At 70.7% G+C, this 20,430-nt stretch carries 14 protein-coding genes; 6 read left to right on the top strand and 8 right to left on the bottom strand.

Annotated features, from left to right (window positions below; genetic code table 11):
• Positions 1-215 precede the first annotated feature (215 nt).
• Both AB7I40_RS16450 and AB7I40_RS16455 read left to right on the top strand, forming a co-directional pair.
• The gene (locus AB7I40_RS16450) at positions 216-2,996 is read left to right on the top strand and encodes a discoidin domain-containing protein (RefSeq protein ID WP_428346979.1); all 2,781 of its coding nucleotides are present in this window, start codon (positions 216-218) and stop codon (positions 2,994-2,996) included.
• A 69-nt stretch (positions 2,997-3,065) separates the two neighbouring features.
• Positions 3,066-4,454 (top strand): FAD-binding oxidoreductase, encoded by a 1,389-nt coding sequence (locus AB7I40_RS16455; RefSeq protein WP_428346978.1) that lies wholly within the window; start codon positions 3,066-3,068, stop codon positions 4,452-4,454.
• Between the two features lie 42 nt (positions 4,455-4,496).
• Here the strand turns inward: AB7I40_RS16455 and AB7I40_RS16460 are convergent, their stop codons facing one another.
• From AB7I40_RS16460 to AB7I40_RS16495, 8 genes are all read right to left on the bottom strand, one after another.
• On the bottom strand, positions 4,497-6,149 hold the full coding sequence (locus AB7I40_RS16460) for an NAD-dependent malic enzyme (RefSeq protein ID WP_428346977.1): 1,653 nt from the start codon (positions 6,147-6,149) through the stop codon (positions 4,497-4,499).
• A complete protein-coding gene (locus tag AB7I40_RS16465) occupies positions 6,146-7,894 on the bottom strand; it encodes a CocE/NonD family hydrolase (protein ID WP_428346976.1) in 1,749 nt (582 codons plus the stop codon). The genes AB7I40_RS16460 and AB7I40_RS16465 overlap by 4 nt, the downstream gene beginning before the upstream one ends.
• 9 nt (positions 7,895-7,903) lie before the next feature.
• Positions 7,904-8,320 carry a nuclear transport factor 2 family protein gene (locus AB7I40_RS16470; RefSeq protein ID WP_428346975.1) on the bottom strand — a complete coding sequence of 139 codons (417 nt, stop codon included), beginning with the start codon at positions 8,318-8,320 and terminating at the stop codon, positions 7,904-7,906.
• A gap of 90 nt (positions 8,321-8,410) precedes the next feature.
• Positions 8,411-9,937, bottom strand: a complete 1,527-nt coding sequence (locus AB7I40_RS16475) for an MFS transporter (RefSeq protein ID WP_428346974.1) — start codon at positions 9,935-9,937, stop codon at positions 8,411-8,413.
• A 50-nt stretch (positions 9,938-9,987) separates the two neighbouring features.
• A complete protein-coding gene (locus AB7I40_RS16480; protein WP_428346973.1) occupies positions 9,988-11,541 on the bottom strand; it encodes a peptide MFS transporter in 1,554 nt (517 codons plus the stop codon).
• A gap of 348 nt (positions 11,542-11,889) precedes the next feature.
• Positions 11,890-12,657 carry a PrsW family intramembrane metalloprotease gene (locus AB7I40_RS16485; RefSeq protein WP_428346972.1) on the bottom strand — a complete coding sequence of 256 codons (768 nt, stop codon included), beginning with the start codon at positions 12,655-12,657 and terminating at the stop codon, positions 11,890-11,892.
• 53 nt (positions 12,658-12,710) lie between these two features.
• The gene (locus tag AB7I40_RS16490; RefSeq protein WP_428346971.1) at positions 12,711-13,421 is read right to left on the bottom strand and encodes a hypothetical protein; all 711 of its coding nucleotides are present in this window, start codon (positions 13,419-13,421) and stop codon (positions 12,711-12,713) included.
• A gap of 152 nt (positions 13,422-13,573) precedes the next feature.
• A complete protein-coding gene (locus AB7I40_RS16495; protein ID WP_428346970.1) occupies positions 13,574-14,182 on the bottom strand; it encodes a hypothetical protein in 609 nt (202 codons plus the stop codon).
• 203 nt (positions 14,183-14,385) lie between these two features.
• Between AB7I40_RS16495 and AB7I40_RS16500 the strand changes: the two genes are divergently transcribed.
• From AB7I40_RS16500 to AB7I40_RS16515, 4 genes are all read left to right on the top strand, one after another.
• The gene (locus AB7I40_RS16500) at positions 14,386-15,876 is read left to right on the top strand and encodes a discoidin domain-containing protein (protein ID WP_428346969.1); all 1,491 of its coding nucleotides are present in this window, start codon (positions 14,386-14,388) and stop codon (positions 15,874-15,876) included.
• On the top strand, positions 15,873-16,484 hold the full coding sequence (locus tag AB7I40_RS16505) for a hypothetical protein (protein WP_428346968.1): 612 nt from the start codon (positions 15,873-15,875) through the stop codon (positions 16,482-16,484). The genes AB7I40_RS16500 and AB7I40_RS16505 overlap by 4 nt, the downstream gene beginning before the upstream one ends.
• 74 nt (positions 16,485-16,558) lie before the next feature.
• Complete coding sequence (locus AB7I40_RS16510) at positions 16,559-19,321, top strand: LuxR C-terminal-related transcriptional regulator (protein WP_428346967.1); 2,763 nt, start codon at positions 16,559-16,561, stop codon at positions 19,319-19,321.
• 518 nt (positions 19,322-19,839) lie between these two features.
• Positions 19,840-20,406: a hypothetical protein gene (locus AB7I40_RS16515; RefSeq protein ID WP_428346966.1), complete on the top strand. Its 567-nt coding sequence runs from the start codon at positions 19,840-19,842 to the stop codon at positions 20,404-20,406.
• The last annotated feature ends 24 nt before the right edge of the window (positions 20,407-20,430 follow it).

Raw genomic sequence — 20,430 nt, forward strand, 5'->3', positions numbered from 1 at the left:
ACGACCGGACGCCTTTCTCATGGGCGACAGCACCTCAGGCGCCGCGGAGTTCCTCCGCGCGTGGCGGGCCGGCGAGGAGTCCTCCGAGGCGCAGCCCCGGTCGGCTCACAGGCGCGCTCCCGATCGTTGGAGCAGCGTTGGAGGCTGCCCTGGCACCGTCGCCGTACGACGTCGAACCGCGACGTCCCAGACGACAGAGAGTGGCAGGTGCGACCGTGTACACAGACGTGAAGCGCGATGTGAAGGGCGCCCCAGGGCGCCGACGCTGGGCTGGGTCCGTGACGGCCGCCCTGGTCCTGGTCGGTGCGGCCGTCGTCGCGCCTGCTGGGACGGCGCAAGCCGACCCCGGCATCGGGACCAACCTTGGACAGTTCAACGCCACCGCGGACCCATACGTGCAGGACGCGCTGCCGCCCGCCGGGACCCAGTTCGCCCGGATCGTGGCCCAGGGCGGAGCAGGCGGGGGCGGCTTCGGCGCGACCGGAGCAAGCACGCCTCCCGGGCTGGGGATGAACACCACCGGCTACCTCCCGATCTCCGGCGACTCGCCACTGGAGGTGGCCGTCGGTCAGCAGGGCCAGTTCACGCCCGCCAACAACTCCATCGGCGGCTGGGGCAACGGCATGGACGGCGGCAACGGCGAGATGAGCACCTGCACCCCGCAGCCGGACTACATGACCTACAGCGGTGGCGGCGGAGGAGCCACCTCCGTCAAGTACGACGACACGCTCGTCCTCGTGGCCGGCGGTGGTGGCGGTGGCGGCGGAGGCAACGTGGGGTGCTCCGCCGGGGCGAACAACGCAGGGAAGGGTGGCGACGCCGGGCCGACTGCGCAGGACGGGGAGCGTGGCGTCGCCCAAGACCAGGATCCCACCATCGTGCTCGGCGGCAAGGCGGGCGCCGCTCCGACGGGGGCAGGCGTGTCCGCCGATCCGACCAAGGACGGCAACGGCCCGGGAGGTGCCGGCGGCGGTGGGGTTCTCGGCGGCGGGGCAGGAGGGGGGTCCCCGAGCATCGAAGCCGGGCTGAAGGGGGGTGGCGGCGGCGGGGCCGGCACCTCGATGACCGCGTCCATGGCAGGGGTGATCAACGCGGCCGGGCGCGATCCGGTCGACGGTTTCGTGTCGATCACGTGGTACTCCGACGTGTCCCTCGCGTTCACCGACGCCCCGTCGACGGTCCCGGCCGGCGTCGCGACCGCGCTCGCGGTGACGCTGACCGATCCCGACGGCAACCAGGCCGATGTCGCCGACGGCGCCACCATCTCCACCGGCGACCCGAGCGACACGGTCGCAGACGGGGCCATCACCTTCGGCAAGGCCGGTCCGCGCACCGTGACGGCGACCTTCGGCACGGAGTCCACGACCACGAACCTGGTCGTCGACCCGGGTGCCGCGGCCGGGATCCAGATCGGTCTGCCCGCGTATGCCTACGCCGGCGACACGATCACTCCCACCGCGACCCTCGTCGACTCGCAGGGCAACGACATCGGCCCGGCCTCGGCGCCGGTGTTCTCCTCCGACAGCAGCGGCGACACGGTGAACACCAACGGCTCCATCACCCTGCAGCCAGGCGTCGCACGCACCGCGACGATCTCGGCCCAGTCGGTGCAGGGAACCGACGTCCTCCGCGGCGAGGTCCAGCTGCTCGTCACCACCGACTACGCGTACAAGACGACGGTCACGGCCAGCAGCTCACTCGAGGCGTTCGGGTTCGGCGCGCAGCAGCTCACCGACGGCGACACCTCGAGCTCGGCGAACCACCACGGTTTCACCACCGACCCGCCCGTCTCCACCCAAGCCTCCGACGCGTGGGTCGCGGTCGACCTCGGCACCAGCCGCACGATCGGCGGCGTCGTGGTCTCGCCCCGGACGGCGGTGGCACCCGAACCGGCGAACGGTACCGACGGTGCGGGCTTCCCGCAGGACTTCACCATCGACGTCTCCGGCGACGGCACCACGTGGACCACGGTCGCGACCTACACCGGCCAGACCGGCATGTCCGGTCCCCACACCTACCGGTTCGCGCAGGCCGCGACCGGGCGCTACCTGCGGCTGAACGCCACGCTGCTCGGCCCGTTCGCCGAGGGTGACGACGGCTTCCGGCTCCAGCTCGCCGGCCTCCAGGTGTATGCCGACCCGGCAATCCCGGCCCCGCATTCGCTCGACGTCTCCGTCAGCAGTGGCGGGAGCGGTGTGTTCGTCCATGGTCTCGACGCCTACGGCGCCCCGACCGGGCAGAACCTCAACTGCGACGTCACGGTGACGAGCAGCGACCCGAGCGACGAGATCCTCCCCCCGGTCCAGGGGTGCTCGAACGCCTTCGGGTACGTCGCCGGCTCCGACGGCCCGCGGACCCTGACCGCGACACTCGACGCGGACCCGTCGGTCACTGGCTCGGTCGCGTACGACTCCGGCATCTACGCGGTGCAGCTGCACGTGGCTGCTGACCCGATGGAGTACGGCAAGAAGTCCGTGGTGCACGTGGCCGGCGAGGCCCGGAGCGTGCCCCAGGGCAAGGTCGAGGTCCGCGAGGGCTCGAAGCTGCTCGCGTCCAGCCAACTGGTCGGCGGCAAGATCGACGTCGCCCTGGACGGCAAGGCCCTCAAGCCGGGCCGTCACCACCTGACGGTGCACTACATCGCGAGCGACACGCACCGACCGACGACCGCGCGGCTGTCCGTCGTCGTCGCCAAGGCCACCACGAACCTGCGGGCGCGGGTGACCACTCCGCGGCTGACCGTCGGATCGACGAGGGCTCACCTCCGGGTCAGGGCGACCTCGCTCGTGGGAGCGCCGACCGGACGGGTGCGGGCGGTGGTCGCGGGCCATGTCGTCGGCAGCGGCATCCTGTCGAAGGGGCGGGTCGTCCTCACCCTCGACCGGTTCGCCCGGGTCGGGAGGCAGACGGTCACGGTCCGCTACCTCGGGACCAGCACGCACGGCCCGGCGGTCGTGCGGATCCCGGTCGTCGTCCACGCCACGGCGAAGCACTGATCGATCTCTGACGGCCCGGTCCTCGCGACCGGGCCGTCAGGTGTCACACCTACTCCGAGGAGCACCCCTATGCACGACATGAACGCGGATCCGGCGGCCACGGCCGAACCGTCGACAACCGAACTCGCCGCCCTGACGACGGGCCACGTGTGGCTGCCGACCGACGCCGGGCGTGCGGGCTACGACCGGGAACGAGCGGGCTTCAACACCGCACTGGACCACCAGCCCGCGGTCCTGCTAGCCGCGACGACCCCGGCCGACATCACCGAGGGAGTCCGGTTCGCGGCTGATCACCGCCTCCCCGTTGACGTGCAGGCCACAGGTCACGGTGCACATCAGTCCGTCCACGGGGGTCTCCTGATCACCACCCGTGGCCTGACCGGGGTCGAGGTCGACCCCGTGCAGCGGGTCGCGCGGATCTCCGCCGGGGCCACCGCAGCTGACGTGCTGGCGGCGACCTGCCCCCTCGGCCTGACCGCGCCGGTCGGTGCCTCCCCCGGAGTCGGCTACGTCTCCTACAGCCTCGGGGGTGGCATCGGGCCGGTCGGCCGAACTCTCGGGTTCGGTGCGGACCACGTGCGACGGCTCGATGTCATCACGGCCGACGGCGTCGAACGCACCGTCACCGCCGACCAGGACCCCGACCTGTTCTGGGCCCTGCGCGGTGGCGGGGGCAACCTGGCCGTTGTGACCGGCATCGAGGTCGACCTCGCGCCCGTCGCCGACATCTACGGCGGAGCCCTCTTCTTCGCGGGTGAGGACGCACCGGAGGTGCTGGAGGCCTTCAGCCGCTGCACCGACTCCGCCCCCAGCGAACTCAACCTCTCGGTCGCGTTCCTCACCTATCCCGACCTTCCGGCGCTCCCGGAAGCGATCCGCGGCAGATCCTGCTGCCACGTCCGAATCGCCTACGTGGGCTCCACCGAGGCCGCCCGACCGCATGTGGTGCACCTCGACCGGCTGGCGCCGCTCCTCGACACCCGCCGCCGGCTTCCGATGAGCGAGATCGGGACCATCCATGCCGACCCGACCGGTCCGACGCGCGTGAACAGCAACAGCCTGACGCTCGGCGACAGCTTCTCCCCCGAGCACGTCGCGCCGTTCGTGGCGCCCGATGTGCCGTACGTCCTCGAGCTGCGTCATCTCGGCGGAACCCTGGCGCGCGAGCCCGAGACCCCGAACGCGGTCGGCCACCGCACCGCCAGCTTCAACCTGTTCACCTCGGCATACCCAGACGTCGACCCGGTTACCAGCGCCCGTGCCCAACAACGCGTCGTCGATGCTCTGCTGCCGGTCAGCGACGGCGGCCCGCTGCGGACGTTCCTCCCACCCGGCCTGCACGACGCGACGACCTGCTACTCCCCCGGCATGGCGGCGGAGCTGGCCCGCCTCAAGTCGGTCTGGGATCCCGCCGACACCTTCGGCTACGCCCCCGCGATCACGCCTCCGGCTTCCTGAAGGCTCCCGCCGGCCGAGAGAGCGCTGCGGTCGGCTCCGTCCTCAGCGGGTCGGCGCCTGGTAGGCGGGGTGCCAGCGCACCTCGTCGATCCGAGTTCGGAGCTCCTCCCTGCTGCGCCGGGGCGCCAGGCCCTCGGCCACGGCCCGCTCGGCGACGGCGAGCGCGATCTCCGGCGCGATCGCTGCCAACCGATCGACAGGTGGCAGGAGGCCTCCGCCGGAAACCCTGGCGGCGTCCCCGGCGATGTCGGCGAGTGCGCCGGCGGCCGCGACGAACATGGTGTCGCTGACTCGGCTCGCTCGCGCGGCCACGACACCCAGACCCATCGCAGGGAAGATGAACGCGTTGTTGCATTGCGAGATCGGGACGGTGCTGTGCTCGAAGCCGACGGGCGGGTACGGGGACCCGGTGGCGACCAGGGCCCGGCCCTCGGTCCAGGCCATCAGGTCGTGGGGATCGGCTTCGGACCGACTCGACGGGTTCGACAGCGGCAGGATCACCGGCCGCTCCACGTGGCCGGCCATCGCTCGCACGATCGGCTCGGTGAAGGCACCGCCAGCTGTCGACAGTCCGATGAGGACGGTGGGCCGGAACCCCTCCACCACCGAGGCCAGGTCCGCCCGGCGTCCCGACGTCGGCTGCCACTCCTGAGCATCGGCTGCGGAGCGGGCGAATCGCCGCTGGGTGGGGCTCAGGTCGGTACGGCCGGAGTGGAGCAACCCGTCGACATCGACCAGGGCGATCCGCGCGGCGGCTTGCTCTGGACTCAGACCGTCCTCCTCCATGGCGGCGTGCAGGTAGCCGGCCACCCCGATCGCAGCCGACCCAGCCCCCAGGAGAGTGACCCGCTGGTCGCCGATGCCGGTCCCGGTGGCTCGGCACGCGCTCAGGACCGTGGCGAGGACGACGGCGGCCGTCCCCTGGATGTCGTCGTTGAAGGTGAGCATCCGGTCGCGGAACGCAGCGAGGATCGGCTGGGCGTGGTCGATGGCGAAGTCCTCCCACTGCAGCAGGACTCCGGGCAGTTCGGCCTGCACGGCCCTGACGACGTCGTCGATGAACCGGTGGTAGTCCTCACCCGTGATCCGCCGGTGGCGCCATCCGAGATAGGCGGGATCGGCAAGACGTGCCTCGTCGTTCGTGCCGACGTCGAGCACGATCGGGAGCGTGCGAGCAGGGTCGATGCCACCGACGGCGGTGTAGAGGGAGAGCTTCCCGATCGGGATGCCCATGCCCCCGATCCCCTGGTCCCCGATGCCGAGGATGCGCTCGCCGTCGGTCACGACGACCACGTCGACGTCGGCGCGCGGGCGGTTGCCCAGCGCTTCGCGCAGCCGGTCGCGGGCGGGATAGGACAGGAACAGACCGCGCGTGCGTTGGTAGGTGTGGCTGAACTCCCGGCATGCGTCCGCGACGGTGGGCGTGTAGATGATGGGCAGCATCTCGGCGAGGTGGTCGGCGACCAGCCGGTAGAAGAGCACCTCGTTGCGGTCTTGCAGGCCGCGCAGCATCAGGTGCTGGTCCAGGGCGGACGCCCGGCTGCGGAACGCGTGGTACTCGCGCTCGACCTGTTGGTCGAGGGTCTCCACAGCCTCGGGGAGCACGCCGACCAGACCGAGTGCCGCTCTCTCCTCGGGTGTGAACGCGGTCCCCTTGTTGCGCAAGGGGTCGGACAGCACCGGATGATCGGTCATGGTGTCGGCCCTTCATCGATCGGGAGCAGCAACCTCGAGGACGAGTGGATCGAGTTGAGGCTGCTCGTGCCGACGGGTGCGTGCCGGAACCCCATGATGGCCGGGGTGGCGGGATCGTGGTCGTCGCCGGTGATCACGAGCCGGAGTCGGTTGCCGGCTGAGAACCGGCGTGCGGTCGACACGAGCGGGATGCGGTAGATGGTCATCCTGCCGGTGACGACGGCGGCGGCGCGACGACAGGGCAGCTCGGGAGCGCCGGGGCGACTGCGCTCGGGGTCGACCTCACGGAGGCTGGCGCGTAGCCAGCCGGCGGTGACGTCGACCGTGGCGCCGTCCGGGGCGACGTCCTGCAGCGTGATGATCCAGGCCGTGTCGATCGCGGTGGCGGTGGCACGGAGCTCCACCTCGATCTCGCCGACGACGTCGAGGTCGTGCTCGAGCGGGACGCTCGTCCACTCAAGCTGGGCGGTCTCGCCGACGCTGCCGGTGGAGCGCCCCAGACCCTCCCCGAGCACCAGGAACGACCGCTCTCCGGGGGGTCCGGCGTCCTCGCCGAGCTCGCCATCAGCCCGCAGTGCAAGGGCCCGATGCGCGACGGTCTGCGGGGGCCAGACGTCGCTGGCCCGCCATTCCTCCGCTCCCGGCAGCCAGTACCGGATGGCCGGCCCGTCCAGGATGCCCGTGTCGTGCCCCTTCAGCCAGTGGTCGTACCACGCGAGTGCCTCGACGTGGAGGCTCTCCCACGGCCAGGTGAGACCGAACTCGCCGAGCATGCCCACCCGTGTCACGGGAGCGCCAGTCAGGTCGCGAAACGCCGCGAAGGTCGACGGGAGGTGCAACGGCACGTTGTCCCAGTCGCAGCCCAGGTACGTCGGCACCTCCACCCGATCGAGAAGCGGGCGCAGGTCGCGTTCGTCCCACCAGGCGTCACGCAGCGGGTGCTCCACGGCCATCGCCTGCCACAGGTCGTCCCACGGGTGCGGGTCGTGATGGAGCTTGAGCGCCGCGTGGAGGACGGCCACCGACGACTCGCCGTTCATGGTCGCGAACCTGTGATGCAGGGGCTTCGTGTGCAGGACGGCTCGGGCCGCCTCCAGGAGGTCGCTGCGCCAGAACCGATCGCTCCGACCCGAGGTGAGTCCGACCATCGCCAGGAACGGGGTCACGAAGCCGGAGCTGAAGAGCCCGTGGTGGACCGCCGCCTCGTAGAGGTCCGTGGTCACCGCGACCGGGAAGATCGCGCGCAGGTGCGGCGGCCGCTCGACGGCCGCCTCGAGCTGGGCCATCGCGAAGTAGCTGATCCCGATCATCCCGACGTTCCCGTCGCACCAGGGCTGCTCGGCCGCCCACTCGACGAGGTCATAGAGGTCCCGGCGTTCTTGGGCGTCGAAGAAGCCGAATGTCCCGCCCGACCCACCGGTCCCGCGCAGGTTCGCGATGACGTGGACGTAGCCTCGGGGCACCCAGAAGTCGGTCGCACCGGCCTCGATGAAGCCCATCGGGGCGCCGAGGTTCTGGATCTGACGTGGGTACGGCGACGCAGCGATCAGAGCCGGAAACCGGCCGTCGCCGGCCGGTCGGTGGACGTCGGCCATCAGCTCGACGCCGTCGCGCACGGTGATGGCGACGTCCTCGTCACACCGCACGCCATGGATCGGCGCCGACAGGTTGCGGTAGTCCCGACCCGTGGTCTGTGGTCCGTTCAGCTGCCGCTGGCCGGGATCGATGCCTGCTGCTTTCGCCATCGCCTCAGGTCACCTCGGCTGCGCCGCGGAGTCGAACAGGGCGTCGACCGTGCTGGTGTCGTAGTAGCCGATGACCTCGGTGACGAGTTCGTCCTCGACGTGGATGATCCAGCAGTAGCGCATGTTGTAGTCGATGCCGTTCTTGCCGCGGCCACCCGTCGAGCTGAACTCGACGACCCCCCAGTCACCTTCGCCGATGATCCGCTCAACCGTGGGCCGTGGCCACGACTCGAGCCGCTCGTCGAGGCGGCGGTAGATGCCGTCCGTGTAGGCCTGCAGGCCGCGGTACGTGCCCGAGATGGGACAGGTCCCCGTCGCGGTCCACACCAGGTTCTCCGAGAGCGCCCCGAGGAACACCTCGGTCGTCCAGCCGGACTCGGCCAACCGGTCGAACCAGCTGCGCAGGAACGTGCTTGTGTCATTCATCTTCTCGTTCTCCTATCTGTTGTGCCCCGGAGGTGAGGTCGAGCTGGGATCAGCGCGGAATATCCGGGGTGGCTTGTTGGGGGATCTCGATCAGGCGCGGCTTATCTCCGGAGAGTCGTGGCGCGGCAGCAGGACCGCGACCGCCACGGCCGCGACGACAGCAACGGCTGCTGCGACGTGGAGGGCGAGGTGGACGCCGTCGACGAACGCCAGGTCCGCGCTGTCGGCCACGGGGCCGCCGAGGTGTGCGGCGGCTGCGAAGGAGTCGAGGACTCGGCTGGCCTCCCCCGCCGGCAATGAGCCGACGTCGAGGTGGGTCCGGTAGGTGGCGGCCACGATGCTGCCGAGCACCGCGATGCCCAGTGCGCCGCCGACCTCGCGGGCGAGGTCGTTCATGGCGGAGGCCACCCCCTGCTGGGCCCGGGGCAGAGCGGCCGTGATCGCGCTGGTTGCCGGTGTCATCGCCGCACCCATCCCCGCACCGAGCACGAGCAGCCCGACGGCGAGGACCCAGTAGTCGGTCTCGCGACCGACCTGGGCGATGACCACGAAGGCGACCGCGATCAGGAGTAGGCCGGCCACGCACACCCGGCGTGCGCTGAACCTGTCGGCGAGCCGAGGCGCCAGTCGGGAGGTCGGCATCATCGCGACCGCCATCGGCAGCATGCTCACCGCCGCGATCAGGGCGGAGTCACGGCGCACGATCTGCAGGTACTGGAGGATGAGGAAGATGAACCCGTAGAAGCCGAAGAACTGCACGAAGATCGACAGTGTCCCGGCGCTCAGCCGCCGCCGACGGAAGATCCGCGGGTCGAGCATCGGCCGCTGCCGGTGGAGCTCGACGACCACGAAGAGAACCAGCACCGCCAGCCCGAGGGCGATGCCGCCGAGGGTGGGCATGCTGATCCACCCGGCGGTCGGGGCCTCGATGATCGAGTACACCAGCACCACCAGCCCGGCGATGGACAGGCACGCGCCCGCGATGTCCAGGCGGGGGGCATCGGGGTCGGCCGACTCGGGCACGATCCGGACCGTGCCGACCAGGGCGGCGACGGCCAGGACGATGTTGACCGCGAACACCGATCGCCAGGAGAAGAACTCGAGCAGCGTGCCGGAGACCAGGACGCCGACGACCGCGGCCGCGCCGGCGACGCCGGCCCAGATGCTCACCGCCTTCACCCGTTGCGCCGACGGGAACGTCCCCGTGATGGTGGACAGCGTCGCCGGCATGATCAGAGCCGCGCCGAGACCGATGACGGCGCGCAGCGCGATCAACGTGTGCGCTGAGGACGCCGTCATCGCAGCGATCGAACCGATGGCGAAGATGCTCAGGCCGACGAGCAGCATCCGGCGACGTCCGAAGCGGTCGCCCAGCGCGCCACCGGGAAGCAGCAGCGCGGCGAACACGAGCGAGTACGCGTCGATGATCCACGACAGCTGGGTCTGCGTGGCATGGGTGGACCGCGCGATGTCCGGGATCGCCACGTTGAGGGACGACATGGCGGCGGTCACGGCGCCGAGCGCGACGCAGACGACCGCGGTGACCGCGCCGTGGCGGACAGGCCGGTCCGTCACCGGCGCGCTGTCGAGATTGGTCGAGGTGGAGATGAAGGACATGGTGTGCTCCTGGGGGATCGACGGGTCGGCCACAGCCTCGCGCCGCCACCTCACACGCGGCTCCAACTGCCCGCTTCGACGTTGGATCGACCGACGGACGGCTCGTCGGCCACGGTCTGCTGGTCGACGGCATGCAGAGCGGCGGCGAGCCGTCTGGACGCAGCGAGCAGCATCAGGCCGACGAGCATGCAGGTGATGCCGACCGCGGCGAAGTAGGTGACCTGGTGGGCGGTGGTGTACCAGCCGGCGAGCTCGCTCGCGCCGGAGGTTCCGAGCGCGATCGAGAGGTAGAACAACGCGACCAGCTGGGAGGAGTACGCGCGCGGCGCGGCCGCGGCGGCGAGTGAGAGTCCGATGGGGGCCAGGCACAGCTCCGCAACGCTGAACAGTGCCAGGATGCCGATGACGGGCAGCAGCGGCACGCTGTTCGGGGCCGTGGTGGCCAGCGGGATGAACAGCAGGAACGCGGCGCCCATGACGATGTTGCTGAACCCGAGCTTCGCCGGCTCCGACGGCTGCCGCGACCCCAGCCGGCTCCACACGACCGCGAACACACCGGACAGGATGACGATGAAGACGGGGTTGATGGTCTGCACCCAGGTGACGGGCATCTCCCACCCGAGCAGGTGCCGGTTCAGCTGCTGGTCGGCGTAGACGGTGAGAACGGTGAACTGCTGCTGGGAGAGCGCCCAGAACGCCGCGCTGGCCAGGAACATCGGGATGAACGCACGGACCCGCCGGCGCTCGACCACGGTGACCTGCGGGCTGCGGAGCATGACGGTGAACATCGCGACGGTCGCGGCCACGACGGCCCCCAGGACGACCTCGTTCACACGCGCCGAGGTCAAGACACCCGTCGCGACGAGGGCTCCGGCCCCGGCCACGAACGCGACGCCGCCGACGGCCAGGACCCCGCGGAACCGAGTCGTCAGCGGGTGCGGTGGCCGGGCGAACTGCGCGGCGAAGCAGTGACGTCCGGCGACGTACTGGACCAGCCCGCACGCCATGCCGGCTGCGGCGGCCGCGAACGCCGCCCGGAACCCCCAGCTCACCTGCAGCAGACCGGTCAGCACCGGCCCGAGGAGTGACCCGACGTTCACGCCGAGGTAGAACAGCGCGAAGCCGGAGTCGCGTCGGGCCTCGTCCTCGCCGTAGACCCGGCCGAGGATGGCGGTGGTGTTGGCCTTCAACCCGCCGCTGCCGAGCGCGACCGCACTCAGGCCGACCGCGACACCGGTGGCACCGGGGAGGACGGCGAGGCTGGCGTGGCCGAGCATGATGAGCACCGCGCTGCCGAACAGCACCCGTTCGGCGCCGGCGACCCGGTCGGCAAGCCAGCCGCCGGCGATCGTGGACAGGTACACCGTGCTGCCGTAGGCGCCGACGATGCCGATCGCCGTGGCCTGGGTCAGGCCGAGCCCGCCCTGGGCGGCCGAGTGGAACAGGTAGAGCAGCAGGACACCCTGCATGCCGTAGAAGGAGAACCGCTCCCAGCTCTCGACCCCGACCAGCGTCCAGAGCGTTCGCCGGCGCGGGTCCGGGCGGCGTTGCCGACCCTCGCGAGCCCCATCAGCCCGAGACGGTCGGGGCCCGGTGATCGTCATGATGTGGACCGTCCGTTCGCCTCGAAGTAGGCAACCGTCGAGACTGCGCCGACGGCGAGGAGGAGACGACGTCGGGCGGCGATCTCACGCTCTCGCCGAAGCCGTCGCACCCGGAGCTGCCGACGGCGAGGGCCTTCGAGCACAACCCTCGTCCCGTCATTGATGGGCTCGCGAGCAATCCCGGGCGTATCGACGCGCCCCACGCTGACCTCTGTCATCTCGGCGTACCCCTTGCATCCGTTGCGGCCCGGCGCGCGGCGCGCACCAGCACTGACTCAGCGATCGTGCCGAGGTGTCCTCCAAGTCCGCTCCAACTCCTCACCACCGACTGCCCCGCACCACGGGTAATCACAGGGCACGCAAACGGTGCGCCACCGCTGTCAGCGAGCCGAGACCGATGCCGCCGATCACCAGGTAGGCCGGCGTCGTCCCGATGCTGTCCCAGGCCGTATGCAGGGCGACCGCGGCGCCGAAGGCGAGCACCAGCCGGACAACTGCGGTGTGCGACCAGTGTTCGACGATCGCAAGGCCGAAGGCGGCGGCCACCAGACCGGTCCAGGCCATGTGTGCTGCCGGGCTGAGGGTTCCTCGCAGTGCGAGCACACCATCGACCGTTGAGAGGTCGCCCTTGCTGGCGACCAGGGCGACATAGGCGAAGCCCATGGTCTCCAGCACGGCGAACCCGGCTCCACTGGCCACGCCGAGCAACAGCCCGTCAGCAGGGAGGCTGTAGCGACGGACGCCCAGGAGCACCGCCGCCGGGACGATCAGCTTCGCCGTCTCCTCGATCACGGCCACACCGAGCATCGAGAACAGTCCCAGGTCGCGCACGGTGTCGTACTCCAGCACGCTGGCGATCACGACGCCCACCACACCACCGGTGGCCGCCACCAGGGCGAGCACGCCCCCCGGGACGTCGAACGCCACCGGCCGTCCGTAGATGAACACGACGAAGGCTGTCGGGACGACGGCGGCCCCGACGAAGAGCAGGGCCGGCACGAGGTGCGGATTGTCAGTCGCGCTCAGGTCCCGGCGCAGCAGTTCGAAGAGTCCGAGTCCGACCGCGAGGACCGCGAGCCAGCTCCAGCGAGGAAGCGCTGTGCGAGTGCCCTCCATCGTTCTCCACCTCCTGCCTCGACGGACGGTGTTGGGGTTGGCTGACAACTGGCTCACGCCTTGCAGTACGACAGCAGGCTCGTGGGAAGTCCGGCGGACGCGGTGCCGCAGACGCTGTCGGCGGTCATGGCCTGCCAGGCGCTGCCGTCGCTCTTCAGGAAGAAGACCGTGTTGCCGGGGGCGACTCGGGCCGCGGCCCACTCGGTGTCGCCGACCTGGGCGCAGTCGTAGCTCTTCATCTCAGCACCTCCGGGAAGAGCGGCCAGGATCGCCTTCGAGCTGCAGGTGGTCCCGGCGGGCGACGCCGATGGTGACGAGGACGGAGTCGCGCAGTACGACAGCAGGCTCGTGGGAAGTCCGGCGGACGCGGTGCCGCAGACGCTGTCGGCGGTCATGGCCTGCCAGGCGCTGCCGTCGCTCTTCAGGAAGAAGACGGTGTTGCCGGGGGCGACTCGGGCCGCCGCCCACTCGGTGACGCCGACCTGGGCGCAGTCGTAGCTCTTCATCTCAGCACCCCCGGGAAGGGCGGCAAGGATCGCGGTCGAGGTGCAGGAGACATCTCCTGCCTGGCTCGTGGTCGACGGGCTGGGCTGTGCACCCGACGAGTCGGATCCCGATGAGGAGGCTGAGCAGGCCGAGATTCCGAGTGCGAGCGCCGCAACGGCCACGAAGGTCATGGCGGCGTTGGTCCGCTTCGCCATGAGGGCCGCGGTCGTCGCGAAGACCAACAGGGTCAAAGACGTGAGCAGGGTGACGTTCAACATGAGGGGTGGCTCCTGATCTGGGTTGGGTGTCACATCGGATGGTGTGACGACCACGCGCACGACTTGCTGCCGCTCGGCGCGGCCCGGGTTCGTGGTCTGGTGTTGGGTCGGGGCTGGCAGACGCCCGTGAGGGTTCCTGTGGCCCGAGACCCTCAAGAGAGGGTCAGGTTGAAGTGCGTGTGCAGCTGGCCGGCCTGACCGGAGGACGTGATCGTGTACCGCGAGTCGATGGACCCGCTCCAGTACTGGCCGCTCTCGTGGTACTGCGGCTCGCCGTCGAACACGTTGGGGTTGAAGGTCGGTGCGGTGCCGTTGGCGGTGCCGGAGAACGGGAAGTAGTCCCCCCAGGTGGTCGAGTAGACGACGTTGAGGTTGAAGATTTCGAGGTCGGCGCTCGCGTAGGCGTTGACCACCTCGCACTGGCCGGGCTCGAGGGTCTGAGCGGGCCGCTGGTGCCAGTGACCGGTGCTCGGGCCACTGAGGTCGCTCTCGAAGTTCAGCGTGAACGGGGTGTTGTTCGTGATCACCATGTCCACGCTGGTCCAGCCGTGGGTGTAGCTGCTCGAGCACGCACCGTCCATCGCCGTGGCGACCTTCGAGTCTCGCTGCAGGGCCGGGCTCGCAGCTTTCGTCGGCGTGGACGAGACGGTCGTGCTGCCGATGTCCTGTGGGTCGCTCGCGCCCGAGCAGCCGGCGAAGAGGAGAGCGACGGCAGCGAGGCTGCCGAGGCCACACGCGATGCGGGCAGTCTTGATGGTCATGTCAGATCCTTTGTCGTCTGTTTGTGTCCCTGATGACGACGAAGATCGCGTGACGTCCTCCACGATTGCTCCAACGCTGATCCAACCGGTCGGAGGGGTGGGACTAGGGAGTTTGCCTGGGGCGGGCGCGGAGGTTCCTCGACACGATGGAGGAGCAGTGGCCGAACGGCGGCCGCGCTCCAGGTCTCGAAAGGACTCCACACATGTCACGCCCCACCCGCCGCCCTGGTGCCCTGGGTTCGTCCCCATCGGTCTCCAGCTCGCCCAGGGTTGCCCGGGCCTTCTCCCTCACCGGTGCAGCACTGGCCCTCGGCGCCCTCACGGTGCTCTCGCTCCCCGACCCGGCCCGGGCAGCGGAAGGCTCCCCGCTCCGCGTGGTCGAGGAGAACGTCTCCTACACCGTGCCCGGCGCCTCACTGAGCTTCGCCGCACCTTCGTGGGCGACACACGCCACGATCACCATCGCCGGCGCCGCCGGTGCCTCCACCTGTGCAGCGGGTGGCCGCGGCACCGAGGTGACGGCCACGACCGAGGTCCAGGGCGGTGAGACCTTCTCGATCTCCCTGGGCGAGAACGGAAAGCACGCCAGAGGAAACGCGAGGGCCGGCAGCGGTGTGACCTCCGTCCCCGACAACGACGAGACCTCGGAGGCGGACGGCGAAATCAGCGCGAACGGCAAGGACGCAGTTGCCCCTGGCGGCTGGGGTCCGGCCAACATGCACGGGGGCTCGGCGACTTGGCGGGACCAGGCTGGCACCCCCAGCTACGCCGTGGTCGCCGGCGGGGGCGGAGGCTCGGAGCTCCGCCTCGACGGCAAGACCGCCGTGCTCGCGGGTGGGGGCGGTGGCGCCGGACTCTGCGCCGACGGAGCTGGCGGCGCCGGCGGGTCGACGTGGACCGGGTTCGACGGCTCCCGGGTCGGCATCCTGGACGGGGGGAAGGGCGGCGGGTTCGCGACCTCGACCCACCGTGCGGGCGATCCAGCGGTCAACGCGGGCGGCGGTGGCGGCGGCTCCAACGGCGGCGGCTACGGCTCCTCGGGACAGTCCTCGCCGTTGAACGAGTACGCCGGTGCCGGTGGCGGTGGCGCGGGAGGCAGCTGGGTCGCTCCCGAACTGCGCTGGGACACCACCACGTCCGCCGACGCCTCGAAGACCGGCTCCTACGCCACGATCGTCTTCGCCAACCGCGACCTGCACGCCACCGGCAACCTCGCCACCGACCGACCGGTCAACGCGAGCAGCTCACTCGAGCACGACAGCTTCTCCTCCACCCTGCTCACCGACGGCTTCACCAAGTCCATGACCGGCCACAACGCCTTCTCCACCACCGACCCACGACCGACCCCCGGCAACGGCGCCACCGTCCAGGAATGGGTCGAGATCGACCTCGGCCAGACCCAGTCCATCAGCTCACTACGGCTCTACCCACGCACGACCGCACCCGACGACACCACCGACGTCACCGGCGCGGGCTTCCCCGAGGCCTTCACCATCGACGTCAGCACCGACGGCAAGACCTGGAAGCGCGTGGGGTCCTACGCCGGCCAGACCGGCGTCACCCAGGCACGCACCTACGCCGTCACCCCGACCGACGCACGGTGGGTGCGACTCAACGCCACCACACTCGGCCCCGTCGCCGCCGGCGACCACGGCCACCGTCTCCAGCTCGCCGAACTCGAGATCTACCGATGAGACGCCGGTCGATCGGAACGGCCGTGGCGGGGTTCGCGGTCGTCCTCGCCACCCTGCTGGGGACACAGTCCCCTGCCGCGGCCGACGCCCCGGACGATCTCGTGGCGCTCGGTGAGATGGTGAGGCCCGCACCGGTCGGCACCCAGTGCTACGACCGGGTGCTGCCGGACGGAGCCGGCGTCACCTGCTGGGCCATCGACCCGGGAGTCCAGGTGCGGGTCTACCTCGACCTCGAGCTGGCGCTCGACGTCGCAAGCCCCTGGACCTCGGAGACCGGCGTCTTCCACACGATCACCACCGCCGCCACCGTGCGGGACTACCGCATCGAGTTCCGAGCCGACCCCACGGGGGCCGGCAGCGACTGCTCGGCATGGATCGTCAAGACGAAGGACCGCTCGGCCGGCTACGACGAGCACGCCGTGCGGGCCACCTGCTCGCAGATCGCCCGAGCAGTGAAGGTCCGCGGCGGCGCGGACTACACCGCCCAGTCGGACACCCACACCGCGTGGTTCACCACGCCGGGCGTCGAGCACCAGTCACCGGGACAGACCCGCACCGTCCCGGCAATGCCGGTGGCGTTCCTGGAGTACGCACTCACCGACTACTGACGACGGAGCACTGCGGTTCGCGTCCCGGCTAGCATGAGCGGCCAGGACGCGAACCGCGGTGATGAGGTGGGCTGGTGCCGGACGAGACGCCAGCCGCCGCACCGCCACCGAGCCGGACGTTCGTCGGGCGGCAGGATGCGCTCGCCCGACTACAGCAAACCGCCGAGGCCGCCCGCGCCGGCCGCGCGCAGACCGTGGTCGTCCACGGCCGAGAGGGGATCGGCAAGACCGCCCTCGTGAATCGCCTGGCCACGGACCTGACCGACTTCGCCGTGGTGCGGGTGGGCGGAGCGACGACGCGGACGCTGATGCCGTTCGGGCTCGCCGAGCGGCTTCTGGTCGGCCTGACCGGTGACTCCGCCGAGCAGCTCGGGACTTACAGCCCCGCCGCCGTCGGGGCGCGCATCATCGAGGCGATCGGCGATGTCAGGGACCCGAGGCCGCTCCTGATCCACCTCGACGACCTACAGCTGTGCGACCGCGAGTCGATGGAGGCCATCCTGTTCGCGCAGCGAAGGCTCCTGGCCGAGCCGGTGGTCTCCGTCTTCTCCGGACGGGCCGACGGGGCGGCCTGGGCGCCGGCCACCAGCTCGACGTGGCCGCCGGACACGCAGTTCATCCCACTCGCGGGCCTCAGCCCCGGCGAGATCGACGACCTGGTCCGCTCGCTCGGCCTGAACGAGCCGTGGACCACGTCCGGCAGCCTCGCCGAAGCGACGGGAGGCAACCCGCTCCACCTGCAGGCACTGCTGGCCGCCTCACCGCCCGCTCGGGCGCGGCACCTGCTCGGCGACGGCGGGTCGCCGACGCCGTTGCACCGATTGCTCGCGGAGCGCATCACGAGTTACGGCCCCGCAGCCTGGCGCATCGCCTCGACCCTGGCAGTCGCGGATGCGCCGCTCCCGCTCGACGCGATTCGGCGCGCCACCGACGTTCCCGAAGCCGACACCCCGATCGCCGCCCTGCGGCGGGACGAGATCATCGGGCCGCCCGCCGCGTCGCTCGAGGGTGTCTGGTTCAGCAGCCACGCGTACGGCGCCGCGGTGGCCGAGTCACTCGATCCCGCCGACCGCAACCGATGCCACCGGCAGCTCGCACTCGTCACGACGGGGTTCGAGCAGCTCCGGCATCGGGTCTCCGCGTCCGAGGACTACGACGACGAGCTGGCCGACGACCTCGTCGCGGCTGCGCTGGCCGAGTCATCCGCCGGGAGGTTGGAGACGGCAGCGCGCTGCCGATTGTGGGCATCGCAGCTCACCAGCCGAGCCGACGCCAGAGCCCAGCTCGCCTGCGAGGCGATCCGCTCCTTCGTGGTCGCCGCCGACGAGAGCCACGCCCTGGCCCTCGCGCCCGTGCTGTCCCGGCTCCCCGACACGGCGGCCACGATGGAGACCCGGGCAGCACTGTCGTTCGCCCAGGGCCGACTGGTCACCGCCCGCGACCAGCTGCTCCTCGCTGTCGACCGGGCCGACTCCGAAGGCGCCGTCGAGACCGGCATCCGGGTGCGACTCGGCCTGGCGTATGTCGACTGCGTACTCGCCCGGGGTAGCGAGGCCGCGGACGCGTCGCGCCATGTGCTCGAGCACCTCAACGAGCTCACCCGGCCGACGGCGCTGGCGTTCCTTGCTCTTGCTCGCGCCCTGGAGAACGGCCCGCGCGCCGGCCTCGACCAGCTCGCCCACCTCCCCGGCAACACCGCCGAGGTGGCGCCCCACGAGGTCACCGCGCTGGTCGTCCGAGGCCAGCTGCGCGCGTTGAGCGGCGACCTCGACGGCGCGATGGCCGACTTGGCGGCCGGTGTCCGGCGACGCGGCCCCGCCATCGGACGAGTGCTCGGTCTCGGTGCCTACGTCCACCTGACGTGGGCCCAGTACTTCGCCGGATCGTGGGAGGCCGCCCACCGCACGCTCGACGTCGTACGCGAGACCTCGTCAGACGGTGCACGACAGTTCGACCGGCCGATCCTGCACTCCCTGTCCGCGATCCTCGCGGCGGGCGCCGGCGACGATGCCGCGGCCCGCGAGGACGTGGATCGAGCACAGCACCTGGCGGCCGCTGCGGACTTCGACGGCCCGATGCTCCATGTGCGCCTGGCTCGCGCCGCCATCGCACAGGCGCTGGGCCGGCCGGCCGAGGTGATCGAGCACCTGGCCGGACTCCGCCCACCGCGCATCGAGCCGGACCGCCTCCGTCTGAACGCCGTGCTCTGGCTGCCTGCGCTGGTCGACGCCCGCGTCGCCGTCGGCGACCCGGACTCGGCGGCGGCCGACCTCGCCGACCTGACGGAGCTGATGGGAGCCGCAGCGGACCGGGCAGGCGAAGGCGGTCTAGCGGTACCGCTCGCGTGGGCGCGTGGACGCGTCCTCGAGGGGCGCGGCGAGAACGACGCCGCGCTGGCGGCTCTTGAGTTCGGCCTGTCGGTCGACTGCGCGCAGGGCGAGCCGGCGTGGTACCGAGCTCACGCCCGAGCCGCCCGCGGTCGACTGCTGCTAGCCATGGGCCAGGCGGCCGACGGGGCTGCTGACCTCGGACAGGCCCAGCGCTCTTTTCGGGCCATGGGGGCCTCGGCCTTCGCCGACCGGTGCGGGGACGAGCTGGCACGCACGCAGCCGTCGAGCCACACCATCCCCGACTGGCTGGGCGAGCTGACGCCACGCGAGCGTGAGACGGCCGAGCTCGTCGCCCGCGGCTGGACGAACAGGGAGATCGCCGAGCAGCAGTTCGTCTCACCCAAGACCGTCGAGTACCACCTGCGCAACACCTACATCAAGCTCGCCATCACCTCCCGGCGCGAGCTGAGGGACATGCTTCAGGCGCGCTCACCGTTGGGTGCGTAGCCAGCTTGAGACGGCTTGTCACCTCGTCGACGTAGGTGACGGCGTCCGCGTGCCGGGGCCTGCCTGTCAACGCCACCGGGAAGCTCGGCGCTCGGGCCCTCCAGACGTCATTCTCCGCGAAGTGCCGCATGGAGCTGGTCGGTGAGCAGCCTGGCGAGGGCCGCTGGATCGGCGAATGCCGACATGTGAGCCCACTCCGGCTCCACGTGGAAGTGCGCAGATCGAGACGGGCAGTCTCGTCGTGCCTGCGCGACTGCCGGCAGATCTGCGGCAATCTCGTCGGTTTTGAACCAGCGAGCGCCCGATCCGACCTCCACGCCGTGCGTCGTCAGAGGTGACACCTACGAAAGGTGACACCCGCCGCCAGACTGTCCGACCTGATGGCCGACGTCCGCCGCAGGTCCCTCGACTGTCGATGACGGGGTCGCTGCCTTTTGGAGGGCCGTTGGAGCGGACTACTGGATGGTTTCGCCACGACGCCGGATCCGGCGTGCCGAAACCACGGAAGGAATCCAGTCATGGACGAGCGTATGGACCAGCCAGTGGGTCGCCCTAGGGGCGGCCGCGAACTCCTGACCCTCACCGCCGGTCGGCGCAGCGGCTTGGCGCTGAAGCGGCTGGTGCTCATCTTCGGCGCGACCTACCTCGGCCTGGTCTGCCTGACAAACATCGTGAACCTCGTCAACGTCGTGGCGGGGACGCACTCGAGGTTCCTCAACTCCCAGAACGCCTCGTACATCGCCTCCGTGGTGAAGGTCTATGCGGTACCCGGCTGGTTCGACAACCTGGCTGTGCTCGGCGCCGCCCTTGTCGAAGGCCTCGGCGCCTGGCTCTTCATCCGGGCACTGCGGCGCTTCCGCGGGGACGGGAGCGGCTTGACCGAGGCGTACCAGGCCCTGGCGTGGAACATCGCGGTCTGGTTCGCCTTCATCGTCGGAACGGAGTTCTTCGTCGCCTACCCGTCCGAGAGCCCCTTCCGCGAGCTCCTGGGACTGGGCTTCCTCATGGCGCTGCTGATCACACTGGTCCCTGATGCCCCGTCCGGGAGCTCGCGGCCCGGCCTCCCCGAGGTTAGCGAAGGATGATCCCACCGGCTTGGAGCCATCCGT

The sequence above is a fragment of the Nocardioides sp. genome (assembly GCF_050246775.1).
Taxonomy (GTDB): domain Bacteria; phylum Actinomycetota; class Actinomycetes; order Propionibacteriales; family Nocardioidaceae; genus Nocardioides.

Excerpts from the sequence above, each read along its gene's own strand:
- AB7I40_RS16455 (WP_428346978.1), top strand. The coding sequence starts at position 3,066 with ATGCACGACATGAACGCGGATCCGGCGGCCACGGCCGAACCGTCGACA.
- AB7I40_RS16460 (WP_428346977.1), bottom strand. The coding sequence starts at position 6,149 with ATGACCGATCATCCGGTGCTGTCCGACCCCTTGCGCAACAAGGGGACC.
- AB7I40_RS16465 (WP_428346976.1), bottom strand. The coding sequence starts at position 7,894 with ATGGCGAAAGCAGCAGGCATCGATCCCGGCCAGCGGCAGCTGAACGGA.
- AB7I40_RS16470 (WP_428346975.1), bottom strand. The coding sequence starts at position 8,320 with ATGAATGACACAAGCACGTTCCTGCGCAGCTGGTTCGACCGGTTGGCC.
- AB7I40_RS16475 (WP_428346974.1), bottom strand. The coding sequence starts at position 9,937 with ATGTCCTTCATCTCCACCTCGACCAATCTCGACAGCGCGCCGGTGACG.
- AB7I40_RS16480 (WP_428346973.1), bottom strand. The coding sequence starts at position 11,541 with ATGACGATCACCGGGCCCCGACCGTCTCGGGCTGATGGGGCTCGCGAG.
- AB7I40_RS16485 (WP_428346972.1), bottom strand. The coding sequence starts at position 12,657 with ATGGAGGGCACTCGCACAGCGCTTCCTCGCTGGAGCTGGCTCGCGGTC.
- AB7I40_RS16490 (WP_428346971.1), bottom strand. The coding sequence starts at position 13,421 with ATGTTGAACGTCACCCTGCTCACGTCTTTGACCCTGTTGGTCTTCGCG.
- AB7I40_RS16495 (WP_428346970.1), bottom strand. The coding sequence starts at position 14,182 with ATGACCATCAAGACTGCCCGCATCGCGTGTGGCCTCGGCAGCCTCGCT.
- AB7I40_RS16500 (WP_428346969.1), top strand. The coding sequence starts at position 14,386 with ATGTCACGCCCCACCCGCCGCCCTGGTGCCCTGGGTTCGTCCCCATCG.
- AB7I40_RS16505 (WP_428346968.1), top strand. The coding sequence starts at position 15,873 with ATGAGACGCCGGTCGATCGGAACGGCCGTGGCGGGGTTCGCGGTCGTC.
- AB7I40_RS16515 (WP_428346966.1), top strand. The coding sequence starts at position 19,840 with ATGGACGAGCGTATGGACCAGCCAGTGGGTCGCCCTAGGGGCGGCCGC.